The organism is Microbacterium sp. HMH0099 (assembly GCF_049384025.1).
Taxonomy (GTDB): Bacteria; Actinomycetota; Actinomycetes; order Actinomycetales; family Microbacteriaceae; genus Microbacterium.
The window spans coordinates 85,517-104,098 of the sequence record NZ_JBMRJR010000007.1 but is presented as its reverse complement, the minus strand read 5'-3'; the positions used below and the strand labels follow the sequence as shown (position 1 = coordinate 104,098).

Below are 18,582 nucleotides of genomic sequence, written 5' to 3'. Positions count from 1 at the left end.
GCGCCTCCTCGCGTCACGATCTGATCTCGGCGCGTCGTCGACTTGACCGCGCCGTCCGCCTCACCCTACAGTGACTGGCATCCAATCTGAAACGATTCAGATTCTGGACTCGATTCGACCCTCAACGAGGAGGCCGCATGGCTGACGCGACGAACGCGACACCCGCAACACCCGGGCACGCCCTCGAACTTCGCCGCGTGATGAAGTCGTTCGGTCCCGTGGTTGCCCTGCGCTCGGGCAGCCTCACGCTCGACCGCGGCTCGATCCACGCCCTGATCGGCGAGAACGGCGCCGGCAAGTCGACCCTGGTCAAGATCATCGCCGGGCTCTACCGCCGGGACGACGGCGACTTCTTCCTCGACGGCGAGAGCGTGGACTTCCTCAGCACGGCGCAGTCCAAGGCCGCCGGCATCGCGGTCATCTATCAGGAGCCGACGCTGTTCCCCGACCTGTCGGTCACCGAGAACATCTTCATGGGACGCCAGCCCACCGGCCGCCTGGGGCGCATCGACCGCGCGGCCATGCGCGAGGAGGCGACGAAGATCTTCTCGCGCCTGGGGGTCGCCCTCGATCTCGACCGCGTCACCGAGGGCCTCTCGATCGCCGACCAGCAGATCATCGAGATCGCCAAGGCGATATCGCTCGACGCGCGCGTGCTGATCATGGACGAGCCCACCGCCGCTCTCAGCGGCGTCGAGGTAGAGCGCCTGTTCGCCGTCGCGCGGAGCCTGCGCGACGAGGGCCGCGCCCTGCTGTTCATCTCGCACCGCTTCGACGAGGTCTTCGCTCTGTGCGACGTCGTCACGGTCATGCGGGACGGCGCCTACGTGCACACCACGCCCCTGGTCGACACGACCGTCGACGAGCTCGTCCGGCAGATGGTCGGGCGCGATGTGACCGAGCTGTTCCCCAAGCTGCCCTCCACCGCGGGTGAGGTCGTCCTCGAGGTCGAGGGACTGACCCGGCGCGGAGTGTTCCGGGACGTGTCGTTCACCCTCCGCGCGGGCGAGATCGTCGGCCTGGCCGGACTGGTCGGCGCCGGACGCAGCGAGGTCGCACGCGCCGTCTTCGGCGTCGACACCTACGAATCGGGCAGCGTGCGTCTCGGCGGCGCAGCCCTGCCGAAGGGCAACGTCCGGCAGGCGACCGCGCGCGGTCTCGCGCTCGTCCCCGAGGACCGACGCAAGCAGGGCCTCGTGCTCGACGAAGGCGTCTCGCGGAACATCACGCTGGCCATCCGCGGCAAGCTCTCGCGCTGGGGGCTCCTGCGCACCGCCGACGAGAACCGCGCCGCCCGCGAGTGGGCCAGCCGCCTCGAGGTCAAGACGGCGGCCCTGGATGCCACGACGGGAACCCTCAGCGGAGGCAACCAGCAGAAGGTCGTCATCGGCAAGTGGCTCGCCACCGAGCCGCGCGTGCTCATCGTCGACGAGCCCACCCGCGGCATCGACGTGGGCACGAAGTCGGAGGTGCACCGCCTGCTGTCGGAGCTCGCCCAGCAGGGACTGGCCATCCTGATGATCTCGTCGGAGCTGCCCGAGGTCCTCGGCATGGCCGACCGCGTCCTGGTCATGCGCGAAGGGCGCCTGACCGGCGAGTTCGCCCGCGCCGATGCCACCCCCGAATCCATCATGTTCGCCGCGACCGCCGATGCGGAGGCCACCCTGTGAGCACCATCGCCCCCGTGCGGCCCGGCACCAGCCCGGCCGCCAAACTCGTCTCCCACGTCGCGACCGCCCGCGAAAGCGGCATCGTCCTCGCGCTGGTCCTCATCGTCGTGGTCGCGACGCTGAACAATCCGACGTTCGTCTTCTCGCCGGACGGCTTCCGCGACCTGCTGCTGACGCCGTCCCTGCTGCTGCTCGTCGCGGTCGGACAGGCGATCGTCATCATCACCCGCAACGTCGACCTGTCGGTCGGCTCGGTCGTCGGGCTGACGGCGTACCTGACCGGTCGCCTGTTCGTCGACGTCCCCGGCATCCCGCTGATCGGCGTCTTCGTCGGAGGCATCCTGCTCGGCGGGCTCCTCGGTCTCATCAACGGCGCGCTCGTCGCCTACGCCAAGGTGCCCGCGTTGGTCATCACGCTCGGCACCATGTACATCTACCGCGGCATCAACGTGTCGTGGGCCGGCAGCAGCCGCATCAACGCCGGTGACCTGCCCGCCGACTTCCGGGGGCTGGGAACGGGGCAGGTGCTCGGCATCCCGTTGCTGACGATCCTGGCCGTCGTCGTCCTCGTGGTGGCGGCGTGGTACCTGCGCAACCTGCGCAGCGGCCGGGAGCTCTACGCCATCGGCTCCGACCCCGCCGCCGCGCACCTGTACGGGTTGCGGGTCAACCGCCGCATCATCGGCGCCTTCGTCACCTCGGGTGCACTGGCGGGCCTGGCGGGCGTGCTGTACGCCGCCCGGTACGGCACGGTCGCCTCGAACGCCGGCTTCGGCTGGGAGCTGCAGGCCATCGGCGCCGCGGTCATCGGCGGCGTCGCGATCTCCGGTGGCGTCGGCACGGTCTGGGGTGCTGCGATCGGCGCCTACCTGCTGCTGACCATCAACCGGGCGCTCCCCATCCTCGGCATCGACGACTTCTGGCAGCGAGCCGTCGTCGGCGCCCTGATCCTCGGCGCCATCGTGCTCGACCGCGTGCTCGCCGTCCGCCAATCCCGCAGACTCACCGCACAGAGGGAGACGGGTCGATGACCTCCACCGCCGTCGAGAACCGCCAGCGCTCGTACCGCGCACACGCCCGACCGTTCTGGCGCCGCAGCCTGCTGTCGCGCGAGGCCGCCGTGATCGGCATCCTGCTAGCCGTGATCGTCGTGTCGCTGCTGACCGTGCGCAACTTCGACAGCCCGCTCACGGTGACGTACCTGTTGCGTGACATCGCGCCGATCCTGCTCATCGCCCTGCCGATGACGCTCATCATCGTCACGGAGGAGATCGATCTGTCGGTGGCGAGCATCGTGGGGCTGTCCAGCGTGACGGTCGGGGTGCTCACGCAGTCGGGATGGCCGTTCGAGCTCGCCGCGGCGGCCGCGATCGTGGTCGGCATCCTGGCGGGCATGCTCAACGGCTTCCTGGTGACCGTCGTGGGATTGCCGTCGCTCGCGGTCACGATCGGCACCCTCGCCCTGTTCCGCGGGATCGCGGTGGGCCTTCTGGGCACCGAGGCCGTGACGACGTTCCCCGAGACGTGGACGGACCTCGCGAAGGCGAACATCCCCGGCACACCGCTGCCGATGATCATGATCCCGTTCGTCGTCCTGGTAATCGTGTTCGCCGTGCTGCTGCACTTCACCCCGTTCGGTCGGTCGCTGTATGCGATCGGTCTGAACAAGGAGGCCGCGCAGTTCTCGGGCATCGACGTGGGCCGGACGAAGTTCCTGCTGTTCGTGATGAGCGGTGCCGTCTCGGGCTTCGCCGGCGTCTACTTCACGCTGCTCTACAGCAATGCCCGCGGTGAGAACGCCATGGGAATGGAGCTGCAGATCATCGCCGCGGTCCTGCTGGGCGGCGTCTCCATCTTCGGCGGGCGCGGTGCACTGCACGGCGTGATCGCCGGTGTTCTGCTGATCGGCACCCTCGGCAGCGCCCTGCGCCTGGCCGGTGTCACCAGCGACATCATCAACGTCATCACCGGAGCGCTGCTCGTGCTCTCGGTGGTGTCCGCCAGCGCACTCGGCTGGCTGCAGACCCGGCGCGCGTCCCCGCGCGGCCCCAAGAAGGACGACCGCGCCGTCGCAGCCGCGACGGCCGGTTGACCCGACCTGATTCCCACACACGAGAAAAGGAAACAATGATGTTCGGATTCACACGCACGGCTCGCGTCGGCACCGCTGCCGCCGCGCTCGCCCTGGCCGTGACGCTCGTCGCGACCGGCTGCTCCGCGGGGAGCGGCGGAACCGGCGGCGGGGAGGGCGAGGGCGACCTGTCGATCACGTTCCTGCCCAAGAACCTCGGCAACCCCTACTTCGACACCTCCAACTCCGGCGGCGAGGAAGCCATCGGGGAGTTCGGCGGCACGTACGAGCAGGTCGGGCCCAGCGAGGCCACCCCGACCTCGCAGGTGCAGTACATCCAGACCGCCGCCCAGCAGGGCGTCGGCGGTCTGGTCATCTCGGCCAACGACCCCTCCGCGATCTGCGACGCCCTCGACGAGGCGCGCAGCGCCGGCGTCAAGGTCGTCACGTTCGACTCCGACACCGATGCCGGATGCCGCGACCTCTTCATCAACCAGGCCACCGCCGAGGGCATCGCCCAGGCGCAGGTCGATCTGATCGCGGAGCAGATCGGCGACGCGGGCCAGATCGCGGTCTTGTCGGCCGCCGCGAACGCGACCAACCAGAACGCCTGGATCGAGCTCATGAAGGAGGACCTCGCCGCCGACCACCCGAACATCGAGCTCGTCGACGTCGTCTACGGCGACGACGACGACCAGACCTCGTTCGACCGCACCGCCGCTCTGCTGCAGACCTACCCCGACCTGAAGGGCATCGTCTCGCCCACCACGGTCGGCATCGCCGCCGCCGGCCGCTACCTCTCCACCTCGGAGTACAAGGGCCGCGTCGCGCTGACCGGTCTGGGCACGCCGAACCAGCTGCGCGAGTACGTCGAGGACGGCACCATCACCGCGTTCGCGCTGTGGAACCCGGCCGACCTCGGCTACCTCGCCGCGTTCGCCGCGAAGGCGCTTATCGAGGGCGACATCACCGGTGCCGAGGGCGACTCGTTCGAGGCCGGCAAGCTGGGCGAGTTCACCGTGGGTGCGGATGCCACCGTGCTGCTCGGAGACCCCTTCGTGTTCGACGCCGACAACATCGCCGACTTCGACTTCTGATCCGTCGAGGTCGCACGAGCCCCGGTCGCCTCACGGTGGCCGGGGCTCGTGCCGTCGTGCCGGGCCGTGGCGGGCCGGGGCTCGTGCCCTCGTGCCGGGCCGGGGCTCATGCCGTCGTGCCGGGCCGGGCCGGGCCGTGCCGGGCCGCGCCGCGCCGGTGTGCGGGGCGCGCCGTCCTGACGCGTCGGTCAGGCGGTGCCGGCGGACGAGGAGGCCCGCACGACGAGCTCGGGACGGAACCGCACCTGCCGCTCGTCGGGGGCGAGGTCGTCGTCCAGCTGGCGCAGGAGCAGATCGACGGCCGTCGCGCCGAGGGCCTCGGCCGGCTGGCGCACCGAGGTGAGGGGGACGACGGTCGCCGCGGCGAAGTCGATGTCGTCGTAGCCGACCAGGGCGACGTCTTCGGGTACCCGGATGCCGCCGAGCATGGTCAGCGCCTGCAACACGCCCACCGCCAGCAGGTCGTTGGCCGCGAACACGGCGTCGGGTCGGTCGGAGCGTTCGCGCAGGCTCTCGCCCGCCGCGCGGCCGGCCAGCACGGTCATGCCCTCGGTCTCGATGATCTCGAGTTCGGCATCCCGGACCTCGGCGACCGCGCGTCGCGCACCGGTGAGTCGGTCGGCCACCTGGCGGGTGCTCAGCGGTCCGGCGACGAAGGCGATGCGCCGGCACCCCTGTGCGAGCAGGTGCGCAACAGCGAGATGGCCGCCCTCAACGTCGTCGACCGACACCGTGCACACGTCGTCGCGGGACGTCTGCTCGTCGACCAGGACGACGGGGATGCCGGCGGACGCCAGGCGCTCCACGACGTCGCCGTCAGCATTCGCGGGGGTCAGCAGGACTCCGGCGACCCGCTGCTCGCGGAACTGATCGAGATAGAGGCGCTCGTGGTCTCCGTCGGCTCCGCTGGAGCCGAGCAGCACGACGAACCCGTCTGCGGCCGCGCGGGCCTCGGCGCCGCGTGCGACGGCGGCGAAGAAGGGATTGCCCACGTCGAGCACGATCAGCGCGATGGTGCGGCTGCGGCCGGCGCGCAGCTGACGCGCGGCGTCGTTGCGCACGTAGCCGAGGACCTCGATCGCGGCCTGCACACGCTCCACCGCCGCGGTCGAGACCGTGGCCCGTCCGTTGAGGACGTTCGAGACGGTTCCCACCGAGACGCCGGCATGCGCCGCGACGTCTTTGATCTTGACCGCCATGATCCGAGACGATATCGCACCCCGGGACCGCGTGTGGTATCTTCGCATGAAACGATTCATTCTCAATGAGGAGATCCGCCCATGTCCGGACAGACCGAGCGCGTCTGCTTCGAACTCCGCGTCCGTCCCGAGCTGATCGACGAGTACGTCGCCCGGCACTCACCCGTCCGCGCCGACATGCTCGCCGAGATCGCCGCGGCCGGTCGACGCAACTACTCGCTGTTCCTGGGCGAGGAGGGACGACTCATCGGCTACTACGAGACCGACGACGACGCCGCCGCCCAGGCCTACCTGGCGGCATCCCCCGTCGCCGCCGCCTGGGAGGCCGAGATGGCCCCGTTCTTCCTCGGCCTCGACGGACGCCCCGATCAGGCCGCCACCGCACTCACCGAGGTGTTTCACCTCGCCGACCAGCTCGCCCACGCCACGAAGGACCGATGATGACGACTCTGACCCCCGAGATCCTCTCGGCCCTCGAAACCCAGGCCATCGAGCTGCCCTCCTGGGCGTTCGGCAACTCCGGAACGCGCTTCCGCGTCTTCCCCACCGCCGGCACCCCGCGCGACCCGTTCGAGAAGATCGCGGATGCCGCCGAGGTGAATCGCCTGACCGCGCTCGCTCCGAGCGTCGCGCTGCACATCCCGTGGGACCTGGTCGAGGACTTCGGTGCGCTCCGCCGCCACGCCGAAGACCTCGGGGTGAGCCTCGGCACGATCAACTCGAACACCTTCCAGGACGAGGACTACAAGTTCGGCGCCCTCACGCACCACGACGAGCGCATCCGCCGCAAGGCCATCGACCACCACCTCGAGTGCATCGACGTGATGGATGCCACGGGCTCGCGCGACCTGAAGATCTGGCTCGCCGAGGGCTCGAACTACCCCGGGCAGAACGACATGCGCGGCCGCCAGGACCGCCTGCAGGACTCGCTGCAGCAGATCTACGCGCGTCTCGGCGAGGACCAGCGTCTGGTGCTGGAGTACAAGTTCTTCGAGCCGTCGTTCTACCACACCGACGTCCCCGACTGGGGGACCTCCTACGCCCAGGTCGCCGCCCTCGGCGACAAGGCGATGGTGTGCCTGGACACCGGCCACCACGCACCCGGCACGAACATCGAGTTCATCGTCATGCAGCTCCTGCGTCTGGGAAAGCTCGGCTCGTTCGACTTCAACTCGCGTTTCTACGCCGATGACGACCTCATCGTGGGGGCGGCCGACCCGTTCCAGCTCTTCCGCATCCTGACCGAGGTCGTGCGCGGCGGCGGACTGAACAATCCCGACGTGGCGTTCATGCTCGACCAGTGCCACAACATCGAGGACAAGATCCCCGGGCAGATCCGCTCGGTGCTCAACGTGCAGGAGATGACGGCGCGCGCGCTGCTCCTCGACCGCGAGGCCCTCGGCGCCGCGCAGCAGGCGAACGACGTGCTCGGCGCCAACGCGGTGCTGATGGACGCGTTCTACACCGACGTGCGACCGGCTCTCGCCGAGTGGCGCGCCTCGCGCGGCCTGCCCGCCGACCCGATGGCCGCATTCGCGGCATCCGGGTATCTGCCCCGCATCGCCGACGAGCGTGTCGGCGGGACGCAGGCCGGCTGGGGCGCCTGACCGCGACCGCCGAGCGCCCCACCGAGACGCGCACGACACCCCTCACGACACGACCCATCACACGATGAGAGATGACGACATGACCAGCTCGACCGCCGCCGACCTCGTCGCGCGCAGCAACCGCCTCGGCTCCGACCCGAAGGTCACCAACTACGCCGGCGGCAACACCTCCGCCAAAGGCAGCGACATCGACCCCGTCACCGGCGAACCGATCGACCTGCTGTGGGTCAAGGGCTCGGGCGGAGACCTCGGCACCCTGACCGAGAAGGGGCTCGCCGTGCTGCGGCTCGACCGCATGCGCGCGCTCGTCGACGTGTATCCCGGCATCGACCGCGAAGACGAGATGGTCGCCGCCTTCGACTACTGCCTGCACGGCAAGGGCGGGGCCGCCCCCTCGATCGACACCGCGATGCACGGACTCGTGGATGCCGCGCACGTGGACCACCTGCACCCCGACGCCGGCATCGCCATCGCCACGGCCGCCGACGGTGAGGAGCTGACGCGGAAGATCTTCGGCGACAAGGTCGTGTGGGTGCCGTGGCGTCGCCCCGGCTTCCAGCTGGGTCTCGACATCGCCGCCATCAAGGGGGAGAACCCCCAGGCGATCGGCACGATCCTCGGCGGCCACGGCATCACGGCCTGGGGTGACACGTCGGAAGAGGCCGAGCGGAACAGCCTCTGGATCATCGACACCGCGCAGGCCTACATCGACGAGCACGGTGCAGCCGAGCCGTTCGGCGGTGTGCGCGAGGGTTTCCAGACCCTCCCCGAGGGGGAGCGTCGGGCGAAGGCCGCGGCTCTCGCCCCGACCATCCGCGGTCTCGCCTCGACCGACAAGCCCATGGTCGGTCACTTCACCGACAGCGACGTGGTGCTGGACTTCCTGGCATCCGAGAAGGCACCTGCCCTCGCCGCGCTCGGCACGAGCTGCCCCGATCACTTTTTGCGCACCAAGGTCAAGCCGCTGATCCTCGACCTTCCCGCCGACGCCTCGGTCGAGGAGGCGATCGCGCGGCTGAAGGAGCTGCACGTCGCCTACCGCGAGGACTACCAGGCGTACTACGACGCACATGCCACCGCCGACAGCCCCGCGATCCGCGGCGCCGACCCGCTCATCGTGCTCGTGCCGGGCGTCGGCATGTTCTCGTACGGCGCGAACAAGCAGACCGCGCGCGTCGCGGGGGAGTTCTACGTCAACGCGATCAACGTCATGCGCGGCGCCGAGGCCCTTTCCACGTACTCCCCGATCTCGGATGCCGAGAAGTTCCGCATCGAGTACTGGGCGCTCGAGGAGGCGAAGCTCCAGCGGATGCCGAAGCCGAAGACGCACCAGGGTCGTATCGCGTTCGTCACGGGCGCGGCATCCGGGATCGGGAAGGCCATTGCCACCCGCCTCGCCGCGGAGGGCGCGTGCGTCGTCGTCGCCGACCTCGACCTCGAGAAGGCCCAGGCAGCCGCTGCCGAGCTGGGCGGAACCGACGTCGCGATCGGTGTCGCGGCGAACGTCGCGGATGCCGACGGCGTGCAGGCCGCGATCAACGCCACGGTGCTCGCCTTCGGCGGTGTCGACCTCGTCGTCAACAACGCCGGCCTGTCGCTGTCGAAGCCGCTGCTGGAGACCACCGAGAAGGATTGGGACCTGCAGCACGACGTCATGGCGAAGGGCTCATTCCTCGTGGCGAAGGCGGCCGCGAAGGCGCTCATCGCGCAGGGGATGGGTGGCGACGTCATCTACATCTCGTCGAAGAACTCCGTGTTCGCCGGCCCCAACAACATCGCCTACTCGGCGACCAAGGCCGACCAGGCGCACCAGGTGCGTCTGCTCGCGGTCGAGCTGGGTGAGCACGGCGTGCGCGTGAACGGGATCAACCCCGACGGTGTCGTGCGCGGCTCGGGCATCTTCGCCGCGGGCTGGGGCGCCAACCGCGCCGCGACCTACGGCGTCGACGAGAAGGACCTCGGCCAGTTCTACGCCAACCGCACGATCCTCAAGCGCGAGGTCGTGCCCGAGAACGTCGCCGACGCGGTGTACGTGCTCACCGGTCCCGAGCTCTCGCGCACGACGGGGCTGCACATCCCCGTCGACTCGGGCGTCGCCGCGGCGTTCCTGCGATGACCGCGACCGACGGCGGCGCCGTCGCCGCGGTCGATCTCGGGGCCACGAGCGGGCGCGTGATGATCGGCCGGGTGCGCGACGGCGGGCTCGAGCTCGAGCAGGTCGCACGCTTTGCCAACGGACCCGTCGAGCGCGAGGACGGCTGGCACTGGGACATCGACGCTCTGAACGCACACGTCCGCGCCGGCCTCGCCGAGGCCGTCCGGCGCGAGCCCACGCTCGCGAGCATCGGCATCGACTCGTGGGCGGTGGATTACGGTCTGCGGCGCGACGGCGAGCTCATCGCCGAGCCGTTCCACTACCGCGATCAGCGGACGGGGAGGGGGGTGGATGCCGTTCACGCCCGCGTACCGTTCGACGAGCTGTACGCGCGGAACGGCCTGCAGTTCCTGCCGTTCAACACGCTGTACCAGTACCTCGCCGACGACCGCGTCGCCGACGCGGAGGTGAGCCTGCTGATCCCCGACCTCGTCGCGCACCGCCTGACCGGTGCCGTCGTCGCCGAGCGGACCAACGCGTCGACGACCGGTCTGCTCGACGTGCGCACGGGGGAGTGGGACGACGAGCTCATCGGGCGTCTGGGTCTGCCGACGGCGGTGCGACCGCGCCTGGTCGCTCCGGGGGAGACGATCGGTCACCTGTCGCCGTCTGTCGCCGCCGAGATCGGCGCGGACCTCCCCGTGCTCGCGGTCGGATCGCACGACACGGCGTCGGCGATCGTGGCCGTGCCCCTCTCGACCCCGAGCGCCGCGTACATCTCCTGCGGCACCTGGGGTCTCGTGGGGCTCGAACTCGCGGGCCCCGTCCTCACCGCGGCGGCACGCGAGGCGAACTTCACGAACGAGGGCGGCGTGGACGGCCGGGTGCGCTTCTTGCGCAACGTCACCGGTCTGTGGCTGCTGAGCGAGACCGTCCGGGCGTGGGAAGCGGAGGACGGTCGACGCATCGACCTTCCGGCGCTGCTCGCGGCGGCTGCGTCGGTGTCACCTCCGGGCCGCCTCTTCGCGGCGAACGATCCGTCCTTGTCGGCGCCGGGAGACATGCCGTCCCGCATCGCCGCCCTGCTCGGCACGGCCGCGCCCGGGCCCGCCGGTCGCGCGATGTTCGTCCGTGTCATCGTCGAGAGCATCGCGCAGGCGTTCGCCGACACGGTGCGCGCGGCGGGTGCTCTGTCCGATCGGCACGTCGACGTCGTCCACCTGGTGGGCGGCGGGGCCCTCAACGGCCTGCTGTGCCAGTCCACCGCCGACCGCACGGGCGTTCCGGTGCTGGCGGGCCCGGTCGAGGCGACGGCGCTCGGCAACGTCCTCGTCCAGGCGCGCGCGCACGGATGGTTCGGTGCCGACGCGACCCTCGAGCACCTGCGTGAGCGCGTCGCCGAGGCCTTTCCTCCACGGCGGTTCGAGCCGAGACCGTAACTTTCCACCCCCGTCCGCCCTTGGCGCGGCGTAGTCTGTGGTCAGACCACATGAAAGCGAGACCTCATGGTGCAGCGTCAGCTCCCCAAAGTCGGCGAGCTCCTCGAGCTCATGCAGTTCAAGAAGCCCGAGCTCGACGCGCGCAAGCGCCGCCTCGACGCCGCGCTCACGATCGCCGACCTCCGCACGATCGCGAAGCGCCGGACGCCCAAAGCGGCGTTCGACTACACCGACGGCGCCGCCGAGGCTGAACTGTCGCTCGACCGCGCGCGTCGCGCCTTCGAAGACGTCGAGTTCCACCCCGACATCCTTCGCCCGGCATCGGACGTCGACACATCGTGCGAGATCCTCGGCGGACCCTCGGCGCTGCCCTTCGGTATCGCGCCGACCGGCTTCACCCGTCTGATGCAGACCGAGGGCGAAAGTGCCGGGGCCTCGGCGGCGGCGGCGGCCGGCATCCCGTTCACCCTCTCCACCCTGGGCACGACCTCGATCGAGGGGGTGAAGGCCGCGAACCCGGTGGGCCGCAACTGGTTCCAGCTGTACGTGATGCGTCAGCGCGAGATCTCGTACGGACTCGTCGAACGCGCGGCGAAGGCCGGATTCGACACGCTCCAGTTCACCGTCGACACCCCCATCGCCGGGGCGCGTCTGCGCGACAAGCGCAACGGCTTCTCCATCCCGCCGCAGCTGACGGTCGGCACCATCGTCAACGCGATCCCGCGCCCCTGGTGGTGGTACGACTTCCTCACCACCCCGAAGCTCGAGTTCGCCTCGCTCAGCACGACCGGGGGCACCGTCGGCGAACTGCTGAACGCGGCGATGGATCCGACCATCAGCTACGACGACCTCGACATCATCCGGGGCATGTGGCCCGGCAAGATCGTCGTCAAGGGCGTGCAGAACGTCACCGACGCCGTGCGCCTGGTCGATCTCGGCGTCGACGGCATCGTGCTCTCCAACCACGGCGGCCGTCAGCTCGACCGCGCCCCGATCCCCTTCCACCTTCTCCCGCACGTGGTCCGCGAGGTCGGCAAGGACGCGACGGTCATGGTCGACACCGGCATCATGAACGGCGCCGATATCGTGGCATCCATCGCCCTCGGCGCGAAGTTCACCCTGATCGGTCGCGCCTATCTGTACGGCCTGATGGCGGGTGGGCGCCAGGGCGTCGACCGCATGATCGCGATCCTCCGCAGCGAGATCGAGCGCACCATGACGCTGCTCGGCGTCTCGAGCCTCGCCGAGCTCGAGCCGCGCCACGTCACGCAACTCACGCGGCTGGTTCCGGTGGCCGATGCCGCGGTGGTCGACGCCCGGGCCTGAACGGTGTATCGCCGCCAAAACCGGAATGACTGCCCCGCAGGCCATACGGCACTTAGCGCGGTTGCACGGGTCAAGGCTTTCAAAATCTGGTTGATCACAACACGTTCCGAGGCCGTCTTTGCGCCGGTGCAGTCGCGCCGATAATGGATATTATGTCAGTTCACTTGTCTCGGGCTCAACCGGTGATGGGACTGCCACCGACGTCGCAAATTCACGGGGGCTTCTCAACCGACGCATCTCGGCATTGGTACCGGGCAACCTTAACCAGATTGCCCAAGCACCGCCTTGCTAGCATCGACTATACGTTCAAGGTGCTTTTGAGTACGCTCGTTGCCTTGTGCGCTGATAGACAACGCCTCGCGGAGCCAGCCCGGACCCTTACGCGCCACCACTTCTGGAGCCAACCTCTCAAGCTCTCCGTCCCGAACCAGTACGATTCCAACGGATTCCAGTCGCTCAAGCAGCTCGAGCAGCGCGCCCCGCGCCTCGCCCCGAAATGCCTCGACCCCGTAGGCCTTCACGTCGGCCCATGGCGATTCACGGCTGCGAGCTTGCGCAAAGAGCTCATCACGCGTGGCCGCGACAAATGGCTCGTCACGTCGGTTGTTAAACAACGCTTCTATCGCATCTAGGACGTAGCTCACTGTGACGGGCTCCCGTGGCGCGCGTTGCGCGGCGGTCGCACGCTTCCAGAGGGTCCTCAGACCCGCGTCCCATTCACCTCCCATTGCGTCGACCAGCTTGCCCAGAGAACCCTCGTCGTTCAGCATGTCCAGGTCAGGCGCGGCTACGACCGGAACCGCTACTGCTCGAAGTGTGTTCGCCACTTTCCACATCGCGTCCTTGCCTCCAGTTGGGACAAAAAGCACTTCGTTGCGCGGCAACGTGTATGCACCGCCGTGAGCGGAATCCATGCCCGCATTGAGATAGGCGCAGTCGCCTTCCGCCTCCGCGAGCACGACAACACGATGGAACAAGCCATCAAGCACGTTTGTGTATTTCAGCACCGGATCATGCCACAGCTCCTGAAGTCGATCAGAATCCAACTGATGGACTCGCGTCGCCCCTTCTCCACGACTCGCCCGGACTACGGAAACCTGCACACCGGAGTCGAGCAGTCCAGTCAAGAGGCTGCGATCATGCGTCGCCACTATAATTTGCACGCCTCGCTCCACCGCCAGCGTGCCGAGCTCCGCCCCAAGCGCATGTGCTTGAGGCGGATGAAGGAACGCTTCCGGCTCGTCGAGAATGATGACGGGAAAAGTCGCCGCTATAACTGGCAAAACCTGGCCGAAGAACCCACGCATTCCGTCACCTTGCTCGTCAAGCGGTCTAAGCGCCGCCATAGCCGCGCGGTACGCGGGAGGGATGTCGTCGATGGGGGGCGCCGGCGAGTCCACTTCGCCGACTCGCAGGCGAACTGTTCGGCCGAGCGAGTCGAGGGTCAGAGGTTTTCCGAAGACCTGTTGAGACGTCGCCGTAAGTCGGTCCCGTAGCTCCCGCGAATCCTGTAGAGCGTGAATTGGATGGGTAGCGGGGTCATCACCGGACTCGCGCATCTCCGCTGAGCCGCCAATCGAAAATCTTCCGGCGGCGTTGCCGTAGAATATGAAGAACTGCGCGAGATCACCTACGCCATTCGATGGTTGCCCCCATAGATAGGCAAGGTTTGTAGGGTCGTGAATACCACCACCGCGCGCGAACCCCATTGTCGCTTCGTTGATTACGAATGGGCTACCCTGCCCAATCCACGCTATCAGGTCCGCATCGTTTCCCCGAGTGTTTAAAGTGACTGACTCCACGGAGATTCGTGGAGGACGGGGCTGCCCCGGGTAGTGTTGCATCCACTGTTGAAGCTCGCGTAAAATTGTGGATTTACCCGCGTTATTAGAGCCTACTATCACCGTCACCCCGGACGCTTGCGGCCGGATTTTGTCACCGCTCTCCAGCTTGATTTCTTCGATGCCAAAATGAAACCGGCTCGCGCTCCCCAAGGCCCAATTCGGATGTCTGCTTGCGTACAAAGACGCGACATTGTCCATTTCCACTCGCTGCATAGAGATATTATTGCAGGCCCGAGGGGCTCGGCTTCAGGATGGACTAACAGGAAAGACCTGAAACGGGATCCGGCGCGAGGCGCGTTCCACCCACACACATGGAGAGACATCGCCACTCCCTGCCGTCATTACGCTCACGGCTGCGGCAATGGCGGCGCGGTGGTCGGCGTCTGCTGGACACCGTGACGCAGGCAAGGCCCCTGCGCAGATACTACGGGCCCATGCCAGAACTTATTACGGAACGTCAGTCGTCTCGCCTTCCTCGGCTACCGCGAGCTCGCGACGCTCAATAAGACTGCGTACGTGGACATGCTGTGACACGGAGGTTGCCGCGAGGACCTGCTCGATCATGCGGGTCATGAACTGTTCCGGTCGCACGTCCCGCGGGACCCGGTCGAGTTCGACTTTCACGGTTGCGTTTTCGTCGGACCAGCTGACGAGGGCGAGGCCGGTGGCGGTGTATCCGTTGGTGCCACCGAGGTCGCGGAGTTTGCGGATCATGTCGACGGTGCGTTCGTATGCTTCGGGTTCGTCAGTGAGGATCGTGGAGCGCTGTACGAAGAAGAAGCCGACTGCGGCGAGGGGGTAGCGGCTGCGGAGGTTCCCGGCGTCGCCGTATGCTTCTTCGAACCGATTGGAGAGGTTCTTTCCGAACGAGGAAATCTGCGTCTTGGTCGACAGCAGCAGCTCTGGTCCGCGGTCCCATCGAGAGATCGCGACGTCGACCTGCTTCTCGTACGCGCGGCCGAGGATTTTCGCGTCCGTCGGTGCAACCACAGGCATGGCCATGACTCTTGCGCGCACCTCATCAGACAATTGGCGGGGCAACTTCTCGAGCAGCAGAGCAACGTCCCGCGGGAGAATGCGCGGGCGGGTGGCGCGTGGCCATACTTCGTCGGGCTTGAACCCGGAACGGCGGAGCTCATGCGCAAGCCACGAATCCACCCCATTCGCAAGGGCACCCGTCGCCCAGCCCTTGCCGGCAGTAACCGGAATCGTAAGCAGCTCCTCCAGCAGCCCGTAGTCGGGACGATAGTCGGGGGTATCGCCCCGTTCATGACCCCACGGGTCATTGAGATCTGCGGCCGTGAGGGCCTCGTCGAACGGGGTAAAGGAGTCGTCTCGCACGGCCACTACGCCACTCCCCCGCCACCGCTGCGCCCCCGGACGGTCCGACGAGACGTCAGCGCACGGTGATCCCCCGCTATTGCGGCCAGCTCCTCGTCCGAGAGCACGTTTTCGAACAGCACCATGTCGACAAGATTCACCGCCGCTAGGAGGTTCCGGGCTTGGAGCAAACGTTGGACGCGTGGCTTCACCACAGCTAGAGCATCGCGGTGCTGCGCGAGGAGCGCAGGCGCGGGCATCCACCACCGGTCGGCCTCGCGAGGTTCGAGTTTCAGAATGCCACCCCCGTAGGAGCGGCCGACGAGCTCGGCAGAAAGCAAGGTCATCGAGTTTAGGGACGCGACGGGCAGGACATCTCGTGCGAGCTCACGGTGCTCTTCGCTGAGGTACACGCCGTGAACGCTGTTGAGGTGGCGGGCGCCGACAGTGTTTGTGGTCAGCCGGGCGGTGTCGGCGTTCATGTAGGTAAGGAACAGGTCAGGGGCCTTGAGGACTGGCACCCGCCACCAGGGCTTACGGACCCGGCACTTGTACGCCTGGTCGGCACCGGTGCGGTGGCCCTCGTCGATGTACCGCAGTGTCGCAGCCGCCGGCTTCTTACTCGGATACAGCAACCAGATCGGCTGGTCCTCCTGTTCCAGCCGGCTCATCACGGTGCGGGTGAGCGCGAGTCCGCGCAGATGCGAGCTGCCGGGAGGGCTGATGCGCAGCAGGTCCCGCTGTGGGATACCAAGCTCGCGCACCCGGGCGGGCGACAGGGCGAAGTATCGATTCCCGCCGGTCACAGCACCGAGGGACGTGTCACCGTACGTCTCCAACGGAACGAAAGCCACATGACTCGAAAGCCGTGTCATCGCAGCGGTGGCCACTGGAGACAACGCCAGGGCCGTCCACCGGTCAGTCGTGTCGATCGGCGACCACGTCGTTCCCGTCTCCAGTGCGGCAAGGGTCGACACATTGCGGGTTTGCCGCAAGATGGCGCTACCGGCGGGGGCCTGCTTCCAACCGTCGGCCTTCACCAGCACGGTGTCAGCCTCGGCGTCAGGGAACACTTGCTCGTCAAACACCACAAGTTCCACCCTTGCGAAGTTCTCCAGCAGAAAACGGCGAATCGGGGCGGCGTAGTTCACGCTCAACAGCTCGGCCGGCAGCACAAGACCAAGACGCCCGCCGGGCTTGAGAAAGCCGGCTGAGTGCGCAACGAACGCAGCCCAGCTGGAGGACAACCCCGTGAGGGCCACGCCCTGCTGCAGCGCGGCGAACCTTGCGCGGTCCCGCTGCGCACCGGTCCAGTCCTGGTATCGGATGAACGGAGGGTTCCCGATGATCGCGTCAAACGTCGCAGAGGCCTCGACCATGAAGAAGTCGCTCACGGTCATGATCGCGGTTCCACCGGCAGCGTTGATCAGCGCGTGAGCTGCTTCCGCGCTCGGCGGGTGGATCTCGACCCCGTCCACGGCAGGCACGCTATTGCCAAGTTCCTTGAGGCGTTCGACCGCAGAGATGAGGAACGCCGCCTCGCCCGCGCTCGGCTCGAGCACACGATCATCCGCGGATCGGATCGCCCATCCGGCAAGATGCCGCGTGACGCCCTGAGGTGTGAAAAACGCTCCGCGCGCCTTCCGCGTCGACGCGACGTCAGAAACAAGCGAATGAATCACCTCAGCAGACACCCCATCAGACTAGGCGCGCGACTGCTGACCAGAAGCCTCACACGCCCACCCGGGTACCTGTCGAGGCCCCACACATCCCCGAAGTCAGCGCAGCTGCGAGTCGTCGTGACCGCCCTCGCCGATCAGGCCGTCGTGTGCACCTCTGGTGGTGAAACGCTTCTTCCCGTCCATCAGCGAAGTTCGGACGGGCTCGCGGCCCGAGCAAAATGCTGTCCAGCCGAAAGCTAGCCCGCGCATGTCTCAGGCTCCCCCTTTGCCCCAGAGCAGCTGATCGAGGAACGGGCGCCGATAATCGGTTTATGTCGATTCGGGCGATCCCACCGCTCCACTCGTTCGGCAGTGATGATTTGGTGGGAGCTAAGGGGTGTCAGCGTACAACCCGATGACGTTGCCCTCAGAGTCCTTCACGTAGGCGTACCGAGCTGTTTCGCCCATGGACTCGATTGCGCCGAGCTGCTCGCCGCCGCCGTCGATGACGGCCGCGATGGTGCCTTCTAGATCTGGCACGGAGATCACAACCGTCGGGTGCGATACAGGCCCTCGCTTGTGGATGTCTCCATCAATGCCCGCTCCGCTGCCGGTCCGCAGCATGATGTTGCCGTCCCCCCAGTCTTCGAAGGTGAAGCCGAAGACCTTGCCATAGAAGGCTTGTGCGCGAGCGACGTCGTCGGCAGGAATTTCAAAGTGCTCCACGGAGGCCATGACGTCGAGCATGTCCCCGCCAGAATGCTCCGTCAACCCTTGCGCAGAGGCGGACGAGGCAGTTCAGCTACTCCCCCGGATCTACCGATGCAGCAGTGCGCTCAAGCTCATCGGCCAAGGCGCGTGTGATCACCGCCTCGTCGGAAGTGCGCTCCGTGCGTCTTCGTTCAGCTCATATCGGCAAAAGGCATACTCAGAGCACTCAGCAAGGATGAGACCGGGGCCTTCGGTTGCACGGATCGGTCAGAGTGGATTCGTAGGCGCGACAGTCAATCAGAGGAGCTGTCTCCACCGCGTGAGTTACGCTCACGGAGCTCTTTTCGCAGCTGCACCCCACCGGCCGTCATGACGATCAACGCTGAGACAATCGACCCCAGACGTACCCACCACGGCATGTCTGGGAACAACATCACCGGCAGGGCCACGATGAAGGTGGCTCCGATGAAGTACCAGACCGAAGTCGATGCGCTTGCGCTCTCAGCCATAGGGCGAGGCTAACAACATTGTCTTAGCCGCCG

15 protein-coding genes are annotated in these 18,582 nt (G+C 67.4%); 9 read left to right on the top strand and 6 right to left on the bottom strand.

What is annotated here, in order from left to right; translation table 11 throughout:
* The first annotated feature begins 137 nt into the window (after window positions 1-137).
* From ACO03V_RS15650 to rhaS, 4 genes are read left to right on the top strand one after another with little or no spacing between them, the layout of a single operon-like run.
* A complete protein-coding gene (locus ACO03V_RS15650; protein WP_423138260.1) occupies window positions 138-1,670 on the top strand; it encodes a sugar ABC transporter ATP-binding protein in 1,533 nt (510 codons plus the stop codon).
* On the top strand, window positions 1,667-2,701 hold the full coding sequence (locus ACO03V_RS15645; RefSeq protein ID WP_423138259.1) for an ABC transporter permease: 1,035 nt from the start codon (window positions 1,667-1,669) through the stop codon (window positions 2,699-2,701). The genes ACO03V_RS15650 and ACO03V_RS15645 overlap by 4 nt, the downstream gene beginning before the upstream one ends.
* Window positions 2,698-3,762 carry an ABC transporter permease gene (locus tag ACO03V_RS15640; protein WP_423138258.1) on the top strand — a complete coding sequence of 355 codons (1,065 nt, stop codon included), beginning with the start codon at window positions 2,698-2,700 and terminating at the stop codon, window positions 3,760-3,762. The genes ACO03V_RS15645 and ACO03V_RS15640 overlap by 4 nt, the downstream gene beginning before the upstream one ends.
* Window positions 3,763-3,800: 38 nt before the next feature.
* Window positions 3,801-4,838, top strand: a complete 1,038-nt coding sequence (gene rhaS, locus ACO03V_RS15635; protein ID WP_423138257.1) for a rhamnose ABC transporter substrate-binding protein — start codon at window positions 3,801-3,803, stop codon at window positions 4,836-4,838.
* 188 nt (window positions 4,839-5,026) lie between these two features.
* Here the strand turns inward: rhaS and ACO03V_RS15630 are convergent, their stop codons facing one another.
* The gene (locus ACO03V_RS15630; RefSeq protein ID WP_423138256.1) at window positions 5,027-6,037 is read right to left on the bottom strand and encodes a LacI family DNA-binding transcriptional regulator; all 1,011 of its coding nucleotides are present in this window, start codon (window positions 6,035-6,037) and stop codon (window positions 5,027-5,029) included.
* Between the two features lie 81 nt (window positions 6,038-6,118).
* On the opposite strand from ACO03V_RS15630, the gene ACO03V_RS15625 reads away from it, so the two are divergent.
* From ACO03V_RS15625 to ACO03V_RS15605, 5 genes are all read left to right on the top strand, one after another.
* Complete coding sequence (locus ACO03V_RS15625; protein WP_423138255.1) at window positions 6,119-6,478, top strand: L-rhamnose mutarotase; 360 nt, start codon at window positions 6,119-6,121, stop codon at window positions 6,476-6,478.
* Window positions 6,478-7,644 carry an L-rhamnose isomerase gene (rhaI, locus tag ACO03V_RS15620; RefSeq protein ID WP_423138254.1) on the top strand — a complete coding sequence of 389 codons (1,167 nt, stop codon included), beginning with the start codon at window positions 6,478-6,480 and terminating at the stop codon, window positions 7,642-7,644. The genes ACO03V_RS15625 and rhaI overlap by 1 nt, the downstream gene beginning before the upstream one ends.
* A 79-nt stretch (window positions 7,645-7,723) precedes the next feature.
* Window positions 7,724-9,760: a bifunctional aldolase/short-chain dehydrogenase gene (locus tag ACO03V_RS15615; protein ID WP_423138253.1), complete on the top strand. Its 2,037-nt coding sequence runs from the start codon at window positions 7,724-7,726 to the stop codon at window positions 9,758-9,760.
* Complete coding sequence (locus ACO03V_RS15610; protein WP_423138252.1) at window positions 9,757-11,178, top strand: rhamnulokinase; 1,422 nt, start codon at window positions 9,757-9,759, stop codon at window positions 11,176-11,178. Before ACO03V_RS15615 ends, ACO03V_RS15610 begins: the two co-directional genes overlap by 4 nt.
* A gap of 66 nt (window positions 11,179-11,244) precedes the next feature.
* On the top strand, window positions 11,245-12,504 hold the full coding sequence (locus ACO03V_RS15605) for an alpha-hydroxy acid oxidase (protein ID WP_423138251.1): 1,260 nt from the start codon (window positions 11,245-11,247) through the stop codon (window positions 12,502-12,504).
* A gap of 260 nt (window positions 12,505-12,764) precedes the next feature.
* On the opposite strand, the gene ACO03V_RS15600 is transcribed toward ACO03V_RS15605, so the two are convergent.
* The 5 genes from ACO03V_RS15600 to ACO03V_RS15580 form a co-directional block, all read right to left on the bottom strand.
* Complete coding sequence (locus tag ACO03V_RS15600; protein WP_423138250.1) at window positions 12,765-14,561, bottom strand: ATP-dependent nuclease; 1,797 nt, start codon at window positions 14,559-14,561, stop codon at window positions 12,765-12,767.
* A 234-nt stretch (window positions 14,562-14,795) separates the two neighbouring features.
* A complete protein-coding gene (locus tag ACO03V_RS15595) occupies window positions 14,796-15,689 on the bottom strand; it encodes a hypothetical protein (protein ID WP_423138249.1) in 894 nt (297 codons plus the stop codon).
* 5 nt (window positions 15,690-15,694) lie between these two features.
* The gene (locus ACO03V_RS15590; RefSeq protein ID WP_423138248.1) at window positions 15,695-17,362 is read right to left on the bottom strand and encodes an HsdM family class I SAM-dependent methyltransferase; all 1,668 of its coding nucleotides are present in this window, start codon (window positions 17,360-17,362) and stop codon (window positions 15,695-15,697) included.
* A 357-nt stretch (window positions 17,363-17,719) separates the two neighbouring features.
* Window positions 17,720-18,076 carry a VOC family protein gene (locus ACO03V_RS15585; RefSeq protein WP_423138247.1) on the bottom strand — a complete coding sequence of 119 codons (357 nt, stop codon included), beginning with the start codon at window positions 18,074-18,076 and terminating at the stop codon, window positions 17,720-17,722.
* A gap of 257 nt (window positions 18,077-18,333) precedes the next feature.
* Window positions 18,334-18,549, bottom strand: coding sequence for a hypothetical protein (locus ACO03V_RS15580; RefSeq protein ID WP_423138246.1), 216 nt, complete (start codon window positions 18,547-18,549; stop codon window positions 18,334-18,336).
* Window positions 18,550-18,582 lie beyond the last annotated feature (33 nt).

Excerpts from the sequence above, each read along its gene's own strand:
- ACO03V_RS15615 (WP_423138253.1), top strand. The coding sequence starts at position 7,724 with ATGACCAGCTCGACCGCCGCCGACCTCGTCGCGCGCAGCAACCGCCTC.
- ACO03V_RS15585 (WP_423138247.1), bottom strand. The coding sequence starts at position 18,076 with ATGCTCGACGTCATGGCCTCCGTGGAGCACTTTGAAATTCCTGCCGAC.
- rhaI (WP_423138254.1), top strand. The coding sequence starts at position 6,478 with ATGACGACTCTGACCCCCGAGATCCTCTCGGCCCTCGAAACCCAGGCC.
- ACO03V_RS15625 (WP_423138255.1), top strand. The coding sequence starts at position 6,119 with ATGTCCGGACAGACCGAGCGCGTCTGCTTCGAACTCCGCGTCCGTCCC.
- ACO03V_RS15600 (WP_423138250.1), bottom strand. The coding sequence starts at position 14,561 with ATGCAGCGAGTGGAAATGGACAATGTCGCGTCTTTGTACGCAAGCAGA.
- rhaS (WP_423138257.1), top strand. The coding sequence starts at position 3,801 with ATGTTCGGATTCACACGCACGGCTCGCGTCGGCACCGCTGCCGCCGCG.
- ACO03V_RS15650 (WP_423138260.1), top strand. The coding sequence starts at position 138 with ATGGCTGACGCGACGAACGCGACACCCGCAACACCCGGGCACGCCCTC.
- ACO03V_RS15640 (WP_423138258.1), top strand. The coding sequence starts at position 2,698 with ATGACCTCCACCGCCGTCGAGAACCGCCAGCGCTCGTACCGCGCACAC.
- ACO03V_RS15605 (WP_423138251.1), top strand. The coding sequence starts at position 11,245 with ATGGTGCAGCGTCAGCTCCCCAAAGTCGGCGAGCTCCTCGAGCTCATG.
- ACO03V_RS15610 (WP_423138252.1), top strand. The coding sequence starts at position 9,757 with ATGACCGCGACCGACGGCGGCGCCGTCGCCGCGGTCGATCTCGGGGCC.
- ACO03V_RS15580 (WP_423138246.1), bottom strand. The coding sequence starts at position 18,549 with ATGGCTGAGAGCGCAAGCGCATCGACTTCGGTCTGGTACTTCATCGGA.
- ACO03V_RS15630 (WP_423138256.1), bottom strand. The coding sequence starts at position 6,037 with ATGGCGGTCAAGATCAAAGACGTCGCGGCGCATGCCGGCGTCTCGGTG.